The sequence below is a fragment of the Paenibacillus alginolyticus DSM 5050 = NBRC 15375 genome (assembly GCF_000422905.1).
Taxonomy (GTDB): Bacteria; Bacillota; Bacilli; order Paenibacillales; family NBRC-103111; genus Paenibacillus_E; species Paenibacillus_E alginolyticus.
This window is the reverse complement of record NZ_AUGY01000062.1, coordinates 36,881-50,946: the sequence shown is the minus strand read 5'-3', so window position 1 is coordinate 50,946 and position 14,066 is coordinate 36,881. Positions and strand designations below refer to the sequence as shown.

The following is a 14,066-nucleotide window of genomic DNA, read 5'->3' as shown; positions in this document are numbered from 1 at the left end:
ATGGTATGTCGAAGTTGTTCTTGCTGCTCCTTCGTTAGTCGCTCAGGGGCTCCAGTTGAATAATTCATTTGCAGTCCGGCTATTCCAGCCTCACGATAGGCACGCATATATTTATAGACGGTTCGTTCCGTTCTGCCGATGATCTCTGAAATCTCTAGAGCATTCTTACCTTTCAACTGCAGATAAATGGCTTGATACCTCTCAAACATGCGCCGATCTTTCTCTTTTTTCATCAAAGCTTCAATCTCTATAAATGCTTGTGTCGATTCCATATGTCCACCGTCGTTTTTAGATTTTGTATCTTTATTTCAACGGCATGGGAATGAATTCCTTTAGTTCAACTTATATAGCTGTTCACAATGGAGGTCCAGAAAGTAGAGTTGATGCTTTGAAAGAATTTTACTTAAACAATAAGGATAAGGATGGTTGCCCAGAACTAGTGCTTGTTGATGCAACTCCTAAAGAAAGTGCTAGTAAGTACAAGCCGAAAGAGGAATGAAGAAACTCAGATGATTTCATAGCGGTGGATTCACAGGATTATGCAAGCTAGAGATAATCGCGGAGATTGCTTCGGTGGTATAAGTGGTAGGGGCGGGTTAATAGTTAGCATAAGCAGGTAAACTCCTGAAATACATTAAGTTAACGACTGTCGAGAGATAACATGAAAAATTTTAGGAAAAAATTGGATGGTAGCTTGTGAGCATTTTAAAATAAGGAGAGTGAAATTGTATGGCTGATCGGCCTTCTAGCTCATTAGATAGTGCAATTCGTAAGTTTGAATCAGTTGAAGCGAACTTAAGTAAACTTGAGCGTATATGGGGAGAGCTATGCGAAATCATATCAGAGGGGTATTCATTTAATTCATCAGATATAGAGTATGAAGGGCTTCGCCGTTCCTACAGTCACATACTAAATCATCTACCTAAAATTGAAGGTTGGAAACCTGACACTGAGCCATATGATCTATTGAGTATAGCACAGAATCGAATAGATGCTATGGAGATTGATGAGATAAGCGCCATTCATTCGATTGAAAGATGGATTGATGAGCCAGGATCTGAATTGGGAGAATATCGGTTTAAATTTGATATTATGAGAAGACAGCTTGTCAGAGATGCGGTAAGTGAGGTTTTCGCTGAAATTGATACTATTTTAATAGTTCTAGAAGCAACGTATGGGGAACAAACAGAGCATTATGAATTATTTAATGCTAGTGAGTGGGAGCATTTGAATCAAAAAATCCAAGAGTTGAATACGCTGCTTGGAAGTAGTGTGAGGCGCCCACCAGAATGGGATAACTTAATGAGACATCTTTCTTGGGGCTACTTAAGTGATCTACAGAATATTAAGAATAATATATGGCTTATTGTAAAGGAGGTCTTAACGAAAAATCTCTACAACCATAATGAGCCGTTACCAACAGATATAGACGATTTAGCAGACATCATAGTACAAAAGCCAAGAGGTTCCATAGTAACAAAACTAAATTGGGAGAAGTTGAGTCCCGATAGGTTTGAGAGACTGATATATTCACTTATTGTTTCTGAGGAGGGTTATGAAAACGCAGAGTGGTTAATGCATACAAATGCATCAGATCGAGGGAGAGACTTATCTGTAACAAGAATTATTAAAGATGGTTTAAGTGGGATATATAGACGAAGGGTGTTAATACAGTGTAAGCATTATCTTACAAAGAGTATTAATCTTGCCGAAGTTGCCTTAATTAAGGAGCAGATCAAACTTTGGGAGTCGCCGCGTGTAGATGTTATCGTTTTTGCTACATCTGGCAGATTCACCGCGGATGCTGTTGCTTTAATTGAAAAGCACAACCAGTCAGATTCAGCACTTACAATAGAAATGTGGCCTGAGAGTCATCTTGAAAGCCTTCTAGCTAAGAGACCTGCACTTATCGCAGAATTTCAACTAAGGTGATATGATACAAAAATCCCTAAAGAGGGAGAAAAGGGCAGGTAATTTATGAGTTTCTATACCGAAGCTACAGCACTAGCACTAAAGAATCCCAAGACTATAGTAGACATTGAGTTGATGTATGAAAGATGTTTAACGTACGCGCCTGGAACAAATGAACATCGAGTTTTACTTTATGAAGATGGAAGTACTTTTTATCATAGAATATTTATCGGTAGTACTGAACTTGCGGATGTTCGTAAGGGAAAGGCAGTTATTATTGCAAAGACAAGGGAGTTCAATAAGGAGGATGTAACTAATATTGAATCTTTTATAGAAGCGAATACTAAGTCTGCTATACTCCAACTAAAAGAATTAGCTTGAATAATGTAGTATTTATATTAATGGATAACGTACCGCGTACTATCGGTTGCTTAGTAGGAACTAGAAGTTATGTTACAGGGATACATATCAAACAATATCTTATTGAAGGGTTAATCGTAACTGTCACTATATGATGAAACACAAAGGTTAGCTGATAATTCGGAATAATTTACCTGCGATTCTAATAATAAGATCTTTGGCCTATAATCACATATAGGTAATAATTATGGTGATGCCTGCTGGAATAGAGCTCTTAAGTTATTATATAAAGCGGAGATCATCCAGTATTACAAATAAAATATTTGATGAAGGTGGTTACTTTCAATGTCTAATTTTGATCAAATACCATTTGCAGCGGAATTCGCTGAAAACCCTGAGCCAAGATGTCCGTGTATACTTCTTCTAGATACCTCCGCGTCAATGAATGGTAGGCCTATAAGTGAGTTAAATAATGGACTCATCGCATTTAAAGATGAGCTAATCGCAGATAGTATGGCTATAAAAAGAGTTGAAGTGGCTGTAGTTGGATTTGGTCCAGTACAGGTTATATCAGATTTTCAAAGTCCCGACTTATACTACCCACCGACACTATCTGCTAATGGAAATACACCCATGGGTGGTGCAATTGAACAAGCAATTGACATGCTGAACTCTCGTAAGGAAATATATAAGCAAAACGGTGTATCCTACTACCGCCCTTGGATTTTTTTAATCACTGATGGTGCACCTACGGATAACTGGCAAAGAGCCGCTACACTTGTGAAAGAAGGAGAAACTTCAAAAGCATTCATGTTCTTTGCAGTTGGAGTGGAAGACGCAGACATGAATACTTTAAGACAAATCTCTGCTAGAGACCCAATCAAACTAAAAGGCTTAAGATTCCGAGATTTGTTCTCCTGGTTGTCAAATTCTTTGAGCTCAGTTTCTCATTCAGCTCCAGGAGATCAATTACAACTTCAGAACCCAGTTACACCAGAAGGTTGGGGGACTATCTAGTGGCAACATGGAGGTACGCCAACGCATCTGTCATTGGGACCTCTCATATAAAGGGCGGAAAACCCTGCCAAGATTCATCAGCTTGTGAGGTACTAAATGATTTGAATGGAGAACAAGTTTTAGTAGCAATAGCTTCTGACGGTGCTGGGAGTGCGCAACACTCGGCTATTGGATCGGCTTTGGCTTGCTCTCTATTTATTGACGAGATGCGAGCCTTTTTAGAAACTGGTAATGAAGTCAAGACACTGACGAAAGAGTTTTATGAAGAGTGGATCTTAAGGTTTCAAAACGAGATACAAGTCAGGGCAGCAGCTATGGAACAGGCAACTCGTGAATTTGCTTGTACATTTATCTCAACGGTGATTTCTAATGATACTGCTGTTTTTGCACAGATTGGTGATGGGGCGATCGTAGTAGCCTCGCCAGATGATTACGATACATATACGTGGGAGTTTTGGCCCCAGCAGGGCGAATACGAAAATACGACTTATTTTGCCACAGAGTCAAGGGCTAAAGAGAAGCTACAATTCAGTATTCATGCTGGAAAAATAACTGATGAGGTCTCGTTGTTCACTGATGGGTTGCAACGATTAGCATTGCACTATCAATCACAGAGTGCTCATACTCCATTCTTTCGTCCCTTTTTTAATGCCCTTAGAATACAAACGGAGATGAGGACAGAAAAGTTTGTGACTTCACTAGCTGCTTTCCTATCATCGAGTCAAATTAATGATCGTACAGATGATGATAAAACTCTTATTTTGGCTACGCGAAGAAACCCTCCTTCGAATAGAGATGATAAATGATGACAAATACGATCACTAGTAATGGAAAAACTGTCTACCTAGGGGTTGAATTGGGCAAGGGTGGGGAAGGTTCCGTATACGAGGTGAAATCGGACCCAACTGTAGTTGGAAAAGTGTATCATCAATCAATTAGCCAGCTAAAGCAAGAGAAAATAAAGACTATGGTTGGTTTGAAAAATAAATCGCTACTTAGCTTTACCACTTGGCCAGTAGATGTTCTTTGGAATAGTAACAATCAAGTTATTGGGTTCTTAATGCCAAGGCTCGTAGGTAAGGCAATACATAGTTTGTATAGTCCAAAGACTAGATTGAATGAATTTCCTAAGGCAACATTCCCCTTTCTTATTCATACGGCAACCAATTTAGCTCGTGCATTTGCAACTGTGCATGAAAGCGGTCATGTTATTGGTGATGTCAATCATGGGAACTTCTATGTAACTGATAATGGAACAGTTATGATAGTTGATTGTGACAGCTTCCAGATTGTATCGCGTGGAACTCAATACAAATGCGATGTCGGTATACCAATGTATCAGCCGCCTGAGTTTCAGAACATCTCTTCGTTTAGGGATGTTGATCGAACCACGAATCATGATAATTTCGGCTTGGCAGTATTTATATTTCTACTGCTATTCATGGGAAGGCATCCGTTCTCAGGCAGATATCTGGGTCCTGGAGATATGCCAATTGAAAAAGCGATCAAGGAGTTTAGATTTGCATATAGTAACTCTGCCGCGACAATGATGATGCAACCTCCTCCAGGCACACTCTCATTAAAGGCATTGCCATCGAGTATTGGAGCCTTATTTGAGAGAGCGTTCTCTAAGGAGGGCACAGGATATGGACGCAGACCAAGCGCTAAAGAATGGGTTGCAGTCCTAAGTGATTTGTCTAATCAAATGAAAAAATGTTCTCATAAAGAAGAGCATAGTTTTCCTAACATATTGGGCACTTGTCCCTGGTGTGAGCTTGAAGGAAAGACAGGCGTAGTACTTTTTCCAACGCTTTTAGCAATGAGCAGTCAATTTCTTAGTACTTTTAAATTGGATGCTGTATGGGCTCAAATCGTAGCGGTATCCTCGCCTGGCGTGGCTCCTGGTTTACCTATCGTGTCCTTAAACGGTATTAATCCGTCTCAAAAAGTTATAGAAAAAGCAAGAACCCGAAAAAGGAAGAAATTTTTATCTGTCATTCCTTCCGTTTTAGGCGTAACACTGTTTTTTTTGTACCCTACAGGGTGGTTTTTCATTGTGATAGCAATCGTAATTTTTACACTAGCACTAAGAGACAGTGACGGTAGCCAGTTGAAACAAGAAGTACTCCAAAAGCACAAAGAGGCGGAGCAAGCCTGGGAGCAATTGTCGGTAAGATGGGCGAGAGAAGCAGGTCATGAGGCATTTACTAAGAAGTTGAATGAACTAGAGAAGGCAAAACGAGAATATCAAGGGCTTGTCGGTCTGAGGAGCGATAAGATAAAACAACTTGAATCACAGCAAAAGAATACGCAGTTATATGCTTATCTCCAACGTTTTAGAATCGAAGATGCTAAAATAGAAGGCATTGGTCCAAGTAGAAAAGCTACGCTTGAATCGTTTGGAATAGAAACAGCGGCGGATATAAATGCCAATGCCATAAGACAGGTACCTGGATTTGGACCATCGTATACAAGGAAGCTGACGGATTGGCGTAGCAGGGTAGAACGTAATTTTGTGTTCAACCCTAAGTTAGGTGTACCCCAATCGGATATCGCCAACGTAGATCGTGATATGGCTGCGATGAGAAAAAAGTTGGAGCAGGAATTGCTAGCAGGCCAGTCGCAGTTGGCGCAAATTTCTAATCAAATCAAAGTTAGAAGAAATGCTATCTGGTCTGAATTGTTGAATTGTGCCAATAGATTGGCTCAAGCTGATGTTGATCGTAAGGCACTGTAGAGTAATAGGAAAGGATAAAAGAGTATAAAGTTTTCTTGGGTGGAATTTATAACTGTGAATGGCGATATGGACAAGTCATTGAAATGTACCACTAGGGTAGTCATTGGTGAGAGAGTATCTAAAAGATGCTCTCTTTCTCTGTGTTTAGGTTTTTTGTAAGGCTTGGAGGCTGTTAGAAACCCTTGAGATGACTTGGCTTGTGGCCATTGCTGTTGTTGAATAGTATGACAATCTGTCACAGGTTAAATATACAAGGACAAATCATATGAGAGTAAGTTGTGATGGTAGATTATGAATTGATTCCGTGTTAACCTAGCAGTAATGACATATTTAGGATGGAGATTGAGCAAAGCCGAATTAGTTGAAATTAGCTGCTTCAATAAGCAGACGGTGAGGTAATCCCCTCGAGCTGGTATCAAATAAGCACATCGACATCCAATATCTTTGTATGACAAAACGTTAAAGTCCGAGTTAGTAGATACTAAGAATGATGAGGGAAGTAGGGCTTTACAATATTTTAAGCAGAATCGCGGTAACACAAGTATTTGTATGTTGCGCGAAGTGAATAATGCATAATAGTGATTCTTATTTGGATTGAGGTGAGAATTGTGATTACGAGTCGCTCTGAAGATTACCTGCGAAGTCTGATAAACGAGCTGAGGGCAATAGCTAATGAAACAGAATGGGTTGAATTTAAACATAACAACAAGGACCCAAAGGTAATTGGCGAGTACATATCTGCTCTGAGTAATGGGGCGGCGTTACATGGTAAAAGTCATGGATATATGGTTTGGGGATTGGACGATGAAAGTCACGAAATTGTTGGTACAAGTTTTGAGCCTAAGAATGCTAAGATCGGAAACGAGGAACTTGAAAACTGGCTTTTAAAGTTGTTGAATCCTCGAATAATGTTTGTTTTTCATGAAGTTAGCACAGATTATGGTAAAGTGGTCATGCTAGAGATCGAACGCGCCGCAGGTAGTCCTGTTCAATTTCAAGGCGTCGAATATATTAGAATTGGTTCCTATAAGAAAAGTCTAAAGGAGCATCCTGCTAGGGAGAGGGATCTCTGGCGTGTATTTGATCATGTTCCGTTTGAGGATAGAGTTGCAGCTGAACATGTTCCAGAGTCTGATGTATTAAAGTTGCTCGATTATCCTTCTTACTTTGAATTGCTTGATGTTGCACTGCCAGAAGATAGAAAGCGCATCTTAGAGAGATTATCGCAGGACTCGATGATTTCACGGTGCGATGCAGGTGGATGGAATATTACGAATCTAGGAGCAATTCTCTTCGCTAAAAAGCTTTCTAACTTTAAGCATTTGAGTCGTAAATCTGTTCGAGTTATTGTCTATAGCGGTAAGGATAGAATTGAAACTCAACGAGAACAGGAAGGGGCGAAAGGTTATGCATCAGGGTTTGAGGGTCTTATTGGGTTCATTGACAATTTGTTACCACGAAATGAAGTCATTGGCAAGGCGCTTAGAAAAGATGTGCCGATGTATCCAGAACTTGCGGTACGTGAGTTAGTAGCGAACGCGATCATACATCAAGATTTCTCGATGCGAGGAACGGGACCTATGATCGAAGTCTTTTAGACGTGTAGGAATATGTGAGGAACGGGGGAGCGGGTTCGACAAGGTTGTATTTCAGACAGAACTTTATCAACTTCCAGCTCCCGTCGTTGAAGTGACTGATGAACATACGCGGGTGACATTGTTCACGCATAAACCATTCAATACTATGGAACGTGAAGAACGAATCAGGGCATGCTACCTACACGCTTGCTTAAAATACGTTACGAAGGAATACATGACTAACGCAAGTTTGCGCCAACGATTCGGTATAGATGATAAGGGCATATCCAATATTTCTAGAGTTATTAGAGATACAGTCGATGTGGAACTAGTAAGGCTCAAAGATCCTGGCACAGCTCCTAAACATATGAAATATGTTCCATTCTGGGCGTAGGTACTGAGTTCTTTTCTTTGATGAGTTTAACTTGCAGCTAACTTGCACGAAAGCTTGTTATGAGTATATTTAGATAATGCGCTTTGTCGGAAAGCTTATGGTATAGCGGTTTCAAGGTGATCACATACTATTACATTTAACTTGCATGTAACTTGCAGATCACACGTTTTAAGTCAAATGTTATGCCATAGTTAAGTGGCTGGAGATAGATCAGTTACAATGTTTAGTTATGATTGTTAGTAGGAGTTACGGGGCGCTGCTTGGGTGACATCAAAACTGTGACTACACCCGTAGATGCCTGTGTTGCGATATTTCGGACAGGGGTTCGACTCTCCTAACCTCCATACAAAAGAAAAGCACCCGAGAGGGTGCTTTTCTTTTGGGCAATTCAATTTGCTGTCATCCCGATAGGCTTCTTTATTGTCGAGTTGAGAAAAGCAATAGTAGGCAAGAAGAGACAAATTTGAGAAAATGAGAGCATGAACGGCACAAATCATTTAACATTCAAGATACATCATATAGTTAAGAAAGTAGAGATACATAAATGAAATTGAAAGTAATTGAGAATAGCATAGATCCTATCATTCTTGAGCGCGGGGTAAGGTATCGAGAGAATGGTCATATTCTATCCATTGAAGAGGTGGGGCCAGGATTGTACCGAGCTGAAGTTGAAGGGAATGAGCTTTACGATGTGGAGGTTCAGCTTGGCTCCCGCGGTGAAGCGGTATATACAGGGTGTGACTGCCCTTACGATATGGGGGCAATATGTAAGCATGTGGCTGCTGTGCTTTTGGAAATTAGAGACGAGCTATCTCAAAGGGAAACAGCCTCGGATCCTTCTAAATCTAAGCCCTCAAGTAAAGTAAATTTAACTGACGAACTGTCTAAGCTTAGTAAAGAGGAGTTGGTTGCGCTACTTGTCCATTTTTCGAAAGAGATTAAGGAAGTAGAGCAAATTCTTACTCTGAAATTTCATGACGCCAGCAGTGACGAGGGTTTAGCCCAATATATAAAAATGATTCGATCCTATGTGAAGATGAACTCCGATCGACATGGTTTTGTGTCTTATCGCAACGTGTCTTCTGCTGTAACTGGTGCTGAACTGGTTATGGAAAAAGCCGAGGAAGAATTGGAAAAAGGACAGCGTCTGTCTGCTGTTAAAATAAGCTTTTGCATTTTGCATGAGATGGGGGAATTGCTTCGGTCATGTGACGATTCTGATGGCATCGTAGGCGGGATGATTCAGCAGTGTTTGGATTTAGTTCATGATGTAGCTTGTGATCTCGAAAGCAATTCCGAACCAGATAGATCCGCTATGTTGCAGCTGCTGCTCAAAGAGGCATTTCATACGAACCTCGAAGATTGGAGTGAGTGGCAACTATCTCTTTTGCAAAGTGGCGCTTGCCTGATAAAGAATGATAAGGAGAGGACAGAGTGGGAACAGCAAGTAGTGAAATTAGAAGAGAAAGAGAAACGAAATTCCTCATATGGATCGTATATTGCTGAAAATGTTGCTAAGCTCCGGTATCAAGTGATTCAGAAGTTTGATGGTGAAGAACAAGCAATGAAATTTTTACAAGATCATCTCGAATTTACCGCTTTTCGTAAAATGGCGATTGTTACTGCTATGGAACATCAGCAATATGATAAGGCTTTGCTGTTAGCCGAGGAAGGCGAGCGTCATGATACAAGAAAAGGTTATCCGGGTCTAGTTGATCAGTGGAAAAGGTTTCGCTATGACATATATCAGCTTACTCACCAAGTTGAAAATCAAAAAAAGCTGGCGGAGGAATTTGTAGTATCGGGTGAGTATTCCTATTATGAGCAATTAAAAGAATTATTTAGCAAGGATGAATGGTCATCTGTGTATGAAAGGATTTTAAGCAATCTGGAAAATAATCAGAGAGGAAATTGGCGTGTAGATTCCTTGTACACTCAATTACTTATAGAGGAGAAAGAGACACGGAGGCTGCTAAATTATGTCAATACGCATAAAAGTTATGTAGTGGACTTCTATAAGCATCTGGTAGGTGAGCATGCAGAAGAAGTGTTTGGATTGTTTGTCCAACACATTGTGGAGGAAGCAGCTAGAGCAACAAATCGAAAAGCTTATCAGAAGGTGTGTCAAATTATCCGTCAACTGATCAAAGCCAAGGGATCGGTTCATGCGGAAAAGTTAATACAACAGTTTCGTCTTGTTTATCCGAATAGAGCTGCATTCATGGATGAATTGCAAAAGATTAAGTCATGAAATAAAAAGATGCTCTTCATGGTATAAAAAAAGCTTTCAGAAGAAGATATCCAAACGTGGATGAATCACTATGAACTGGATTACAATGAATTGAGCGAAAAGCACAAAAATAATCATGCTTTGACCATGGAAGGGCGTAATTCGTTTGAATAGACAAGAATTGCAGAAAAAGGTTCATCATACGGTCCATCAATTGATCTGGGAAAAAGGGTATGCGAGCCCACTGGATTTGTTCTTGAAGATGGAGAAGATCTCTCCAAAACTTGTAGAGGAATGGCGATTCCGAAGGGTTCCCTACCTAGAGAGGGTCCTTCATGGGAATTTGGGTCAATTCAGCTTCATCATGAAAGAATTCCGGAAAACGGCAAGAGAGTTGAACCTCAAAGAATCATATAAACCCTATATGTCCTGGGGAAAAGGGGCGAAAAGTCAGCTGCGTTTCTCGAAATCAGGTGACTACCAAGTTGAACGACACTATTCCACTCGTTATGTGAAACCTCCAATACCGGGACAAGCCCAACTTAACCCCGCTTTAGAGGGGGTTAATCAGGAGTAAGGAAGTGATGATGCGTGAATGAAAATGTGAAGACGCAAAAAACAAAGGAGTTAAACACATACAAGCAGCTTAACTCCCTTGTTCATTAAATTATTCATAAAAGCATTGATTTTTCTTGGATATAGGACCTTTCCATTCCTCTTTCCTCGTTACTTCTGGATAGCCTCTTCATTTAACATCAAGGATGATAGCTACTTGCGAGGGATGATATATGGCGCCAATCCCATTGCAATGACTTGATGCCCCCGATCATTGGGATGGATGGGCAAAGATCCGCTTAACGCATCTTCGATCTTTCCTTTTTGATATCCATAAATAAGATCTGCTTGTTTTCCTTCGAACCAAGTATGAGCGGGAGCGATAGCTGCGTCGTAACTTTGGGCGAGCTCGTTCGTTAAATGATTTAATCGGTCTATCGACTCGATCGCAAGAGGACTGTTCGGAAATGGATTGTACTGCGTGCAGCAAATAATTCGGGCATGGCTGCAATTTTTTATTTGAGATAGAATAGCACTTAAATTTCGCTTATAGCTGGTTGCAATTTGTTTTGCATTTAATGGTTGCTGGCTTCTAAGTGAAAACAGCGCTGCGTTTGCTAAATCCACGCCCCCAATCCATATAGAAACAACAGCAGATTGTCTAATCATTGAGGCCCCTTCCCATATGACTGCATCCAACAGATCATAACTACTCCAACCAGGCCGAGCCAAAACATACCCAGTTACCCTACGGGAGCGTGAATTTAAAGTAGATACAGTCAATTGCGTATAGGCCTTTCTCAAAGAGGAGGCATCTTCCCCAAATGTAATGGAGTCTCCAAGAGCTGTATAGATCATAAGATATCACCAACCCCCTTTTAATCATGCATACAACGTTGAAACCGAGTAACACTACTTTACCAGCTTTTCAGACCTCAGCAGCATTTCTCGTAAAACGGTAGCGACTCGACTTTTCCTATTCTTTGTTTTCTTTTTGATCCATCGTAATGACTTTTTGTGTGCATGGGTATTATTTTGTTGGAAGAACTGTTTGGCTGAAATTTTTAGTGTTTTCTTCAACAACAGTGCGGACGAACGTGTTAACTTAGATCGGATTCCCTTGCGCAATACCCTTAGGGTATTTTTGTAAGCCTCGAAATCCTCCGATGGAGGTAATAGTGTGAATAAATTTAACGAGGAGTCATTAAATCCGTAGGTTTCAAACATGATTTTCAAATTTTCTGTATTGATAATATTTCCTCTGAAGTAGTTTGGATGTTCCTGGTGATATCCGACAACTTCTTTAATGGAATAAAAAGGGATTTTCAGTTGGTGCAACCTGTAGCCAAGCTCCCAGTCTTCGAGTCCATAGAGTACAAACCGTTCATTGAATCCTCCAATACGAGTCAATTGGCTGCGTCTGATCGATACACAACGAGTAACTAATAACATCCAAGGAGCTACATCTGTTTTGGCAAGTTGCTTTTTGACATTTGGGGGTACTTTTGTGGGGATAACCAATTTGGACAAGGCTACGGTTTGATAAAGGATATCTTCTGGCGTTACTAGCGGAATAATTTCATTCGCTGCTTCAAAGTCTGGATTCCATAAATTGGATTGTGTAAGTCTATTTCGAAAATGTTCTTTTTCCTCGGGGGAGAAGTCAGGGTAATAATGGGTATAAGCATCATCCCACGAGTAAGGAATGCCTGAAAGCACGGCTTTGGGATATTTGCGGTGATATCGGCTCACAATTTTAATAAATTCAGGTAAAACCAAAAAGTCAGCATCGCAGAAGATGACGTACAGCCCTTTCGCATGGCGCAGCCCCAAGTTTCTAACGGCAGATCGACCGCGTTGTTCCTGATGGGATACATAGATAAGGGGGTAGGATGCTTGGAAGCCTTCGACCATTGCCTTCGTTCCGTCTGTAGAACCGTCATCAGCCACAATCACTTCGAATAGATGCTTCGGATATGTTTGTGTTTCAAATGAAACGAGCGTGAGCAAAAGCTGCTGGGCTCTATTAAAGGTAGGAATGATGATGCTGTAGCGGATAGCCAATGTGATCTCCCCCGACCATTTTTTTTTAGAAAACCCTTCAATTAGCAGATAAAATAATAACAATATATTCAATGACATTAGCATGGTATAGACAAACATCCTTTAGGGTTCGAAATATTGAGATTTATTGCTTGAAATGTATAGAACAAGTGTGTCACTATAGAAGCTACATAGGCTAGCAAAATTGTTTGTCGCAAAACGAACTTTATTATAGACACATTTGAATAATGGTGATTTAGGATGAAATATTCAGGAAGAATCGTTATTATGTCGTTCGTAATAATATTGATCTTGGCCATAAGAATATATGGCAATCTTTATTATAACTATCCCTCTCTTCAATTTCCCTTATTTGGAATTTTTGTTGTATTTGCTAGCTGGTTGCTAGGCACTCAGTATGATAAATTAAAGTTTCTTTCGGAAAAAGATAGTCTAACCACACTGTATAACAGGAGATTTATACTGGATACTTTTCCTAAGCTCGTCGCTTCGGTGGATAGAAACCAGAAGAAGTTGATTTTATATTTTATTGACGTGGATAATTTTAAAATAATTAACGACACCTGTGGGCATAAAATCGGTGATCAGGTACTGCACAGGATTGCAAATGTATTAATGCTTCATTCAGAAAAAAAGGATAAAATTGCTCGTTGGGCAGGGGATGAATTTTTGATCCTTTCTACTTGTTCGGATACTCGCCAAAAAGAGATGAGGATTAGTCGTATTCAGGACGAATTAAAGGCAGCCTCTCAAGAGTTCAAATTAGAGATTTCCGTTTCTATTGGAACGGCTGTGTATCCCGATGAGGCGCAAACATTAGATGATTTACTTCATGCGGCGGATCAAGATATGTATTCTTTGAAATCTGATAGAAAATTATCATAGCAAAAAGAGACACTGTAAAAGTGTCTCTTTTTGCTATTTGCTGCACAACGGCAAGAAGCACCCAAGAGGGTGCCTATAAGAACTCGCCGCAAACGTATGTATTAAGGATTGGCTATGATTTTACCATTTTGCCATTCAAATTCATATTCGAATTGTTCGGTTGAGCTATAAAGTTCTGGTGAGTACGGACGAACAATATGATTCTCTGATGCTTTGGCACCTAACGCAGATAGGGATAACATACAGGCAAACGCAAGAATTATTTTTGTTCTCATATTTCGATGCCTCCGCCACAATAGGATATCTCAATTGTAGGGGACATATGTTATTGGAGTA

Annotated in this window: 14 protein-coding genes; 10 read left to right on the top strand and 4 right to left on the bottom strand. The window is 40.2% G+C overall.

The genetic code is table 11. From position 1 onward, the window contains the following. Positions 1 to 272 (bottom strand): helix-turn-helix domain-containing protein (locus G519_RS0124980; protein ID WP_036633728.1); only part of this gene is annotated, 272 nt, incomplete at its 3' end. 457 nt (positions 273 to 729) lie between these two features. Here G519_RS0124980 and G519_RS0124975 point away from each other — a divergent pair. The 9 genes from G519_RS0124975 to G519_RS44500 all read left to right on the top strand — a co-directional run bounded on the left by G519_RS0124975 (position 730) and on the right by G519_RS44500 (position 10,803). After that, positions 730 to 1,932, top strand: coding sequence for a restriction endonuclease (locus tag G519_RS0124975; protein WP_029197008.1), 1,203 nt, complete (start codon positions 730 to 732; stop codon positions 1,930 to 1,932). A gap of 45 nt (positions 1,933 to 1,977) precedes the next feature. After that, on the top strand, positions 1,978 to 2,292 hold the full coding sequence (locus G519_RS0124970; RefSeq protein WP_029197007.1) for a hypothetical protein: 315 nt from the start codon (positions 1,978 to 1,980) through the stop codon (positions 2,290 to 2,292). Between the two features lie 324 nt (positions 2,293 to 2,616). After that, positions 2,617 to 3,288: a vWA domain-containing protein gene (locus G519_RS0124965; RefSeq protein WP_029197006.1), complete on the top strand. Its 672-nt coding sequence runs from the start codon at positions 2,617 to 2,619 to the stop codon at positions 3,286 to 3,288. Beyond that, positions 3,288 to 4,094 (top strand): PP2C family serine/threonine-protein phosphatase, encoded by an 807-nt coding sequence (locus tag G519_RS0124960; protein ID WP_029197005.1) that lies wholly within the window; start codon positions 3,288 to 3,290, stop codon positions 4,092 to 4,094. Before G519_RS0124965 ends, G519_RS0124960 begins: the two co-directional genes overlap by 1 nt. Then, complete coding sequence (locus G519_RS0124955) at positions 4,091 to 6,025, top strand: hypothetical protein (protein ID WP_029197004.1); 1,935 nt, start codon at positions 4,091 to 4,093, stop codon at positions 6,023 to 6,025. Before G519_RS0124960 ends, G519_RS0124955 begins: the two co-directional genes overlap by 4 nt. 608 nt (positions 6,026 to 6,633) lie before the next feature. Then, positions 6,634 to 7,623, top strand: coding sequence for an AlbA family DNA-binding domain-containing protein (locus tag G519_RS44505; RefSeq protein WP_244280213.1), 990 nt, complete (start codon positions 6,634 to 6,636; stop codon positions 7,621 to 7,623). 10 nt (positions 7,624 to 7,633) lie between these two features. Then, positions 7,634 to 7,996, top strand: coding sequence for a hypothetical protein (locus G519_RS53675; protein WP_327195626.1), 363 nt, complete (start codon positions 7,634 to 7,636; stop codon positions 7,994 to 7,996). Positions 7,997 to 8,540: 544 nt separating this feature from the next. Continuing rightward, positions 8,541 to 10,247, top strand: a complete 1,707-nt coding sequence (locus G519_RS0124945; RefSeq protein WP_029197003.1) for an SWIM zinc finger family protein — start codon at positions 8,541 to 8,543, stop codon at positions 10,245 to 10,247. Between the two features lie 145 nt (positions 10,248 to 10,392). After that, on the top strand, positions 10,393 to 10,803 hold the full coding sequence (locus G519_RS44500; protein ID WP_051253671.1) for a hypothetical protein: 411 nt from the start codon (positions 10,393 to 10,395) through the stop codon (positions 10,801 to 10,803). A 191-nt stretch (positions 10,804 to 10,994) separates the two neighbouring features. Here G519_RS44500 and G519_RS0124930 read toward each other — a convergent pair whose 3' ends face one another. Both G519_RS0124930 and G519_RS0124925 read right to left on the bottom strand, forming a co-directional pair. After that, a complete protein-coding gene (locus G519_RS0124930; RefSeq protein WP_029197002.1) occupies positions 10,995 to 11,639 on the bottom strand; it encodes an SGNH/GDSL hydrolase family protein in 645 nt (214 codons plus the stop codon). 54 nt (positions 11,640 to 11,693) lie between these two features. Continuing rightward, entirely contained in the window at positions 11,694 to 12,845 is a 1,152-nt protein-coding gene (locus G519_RS0124925; protein WP_029197001.1) for a glycosyltransferase family 2 protein, read from the bottom strand. Positions 12,846 to 13,112: 267 nt separating this feature from the next. Between G519_RS0124925 and G519_RS0124920 the strand changes: the two genes are divergently transcribed. After that, entirely contained in the window at positions 13,113 to 13,730 is a 618-nt protein-coding gene (locus G519_RS0124920) for a GGDEF domain-containing protein (RefSeq protein ID WP_051253670.1), read from the top strand. Between the two features lie 101 nt (positions 13,731 to 13,831). On the opposite strand, the gene G519_RS50475 is transcribed toward G519_RS0124920, so the two are convergent. Beyond that, positions 13,832 to 14,005, bottom strand: coding sequence for a hypothetical protein (locus G519_RS50475; protein ID WP_154669612.1), 174 nt, complete (start codon positions 14,003 to 14,005; stop codon positions 13,832 to 13,834). Positions 14,006 to 14,066: the final 61 nt, after the last annotated feature.

Coding starts and splice junctions, on each gene's coding strand:
- G519_RS0124930 (WP_029197002.1), bottom strand. CDS start 11,639: ATGATCTATACAGCTCTTGGAGACTCCATTACATTTGGGGAAGATGCC.
- G519_RS0124970 (WP_029197007.1), top strand. CDS start 1,978: ATGAGTTTCTATACCGAAGCTACAGCACTAGCACTAAAGAATCCCAAG.
- G519_RS0124920 (WP_051253670.1), top strand. CDS start 13,113: ATGTCGTTCGTAATAATATTGATCTTGGCCATAAGAATATATGGCAAT.
- G519_RS0124945 (WP_029197003.1), top strand. CDS start 8,541: ATGAAATTGAAAGTAATTGAGAATAGCATAGATCCTATCATTCTTGAG.
- G519_RS0124955 (WP_029197004.1), top strand. CDS start 4,091: ATGATGACAAATACGATCACTAGTAATGGAAAAACTGTCTACCTAGGG.
- G519_RS0124965 (WP_029197006.1), top strand. CDS start 2,617: ATGTCTAATTTTGATCAAATACCATTTGCAGCGGAATTCGCTGAAAAC.
- G519_RS0124975 (WP_029197008.1), top strand. CDS start 730: ATGGCTGATCGGCCTTCTAGCTCATTAGATAGTGCAATTCGTAAGTTT.
- G519_RS50475 (WP_154669612.1), bottom strand. CDS start 14,005: ATGAGAACAAAAATAATTCTTGCGTTTGCCTGTATGTTATCCCTATCT.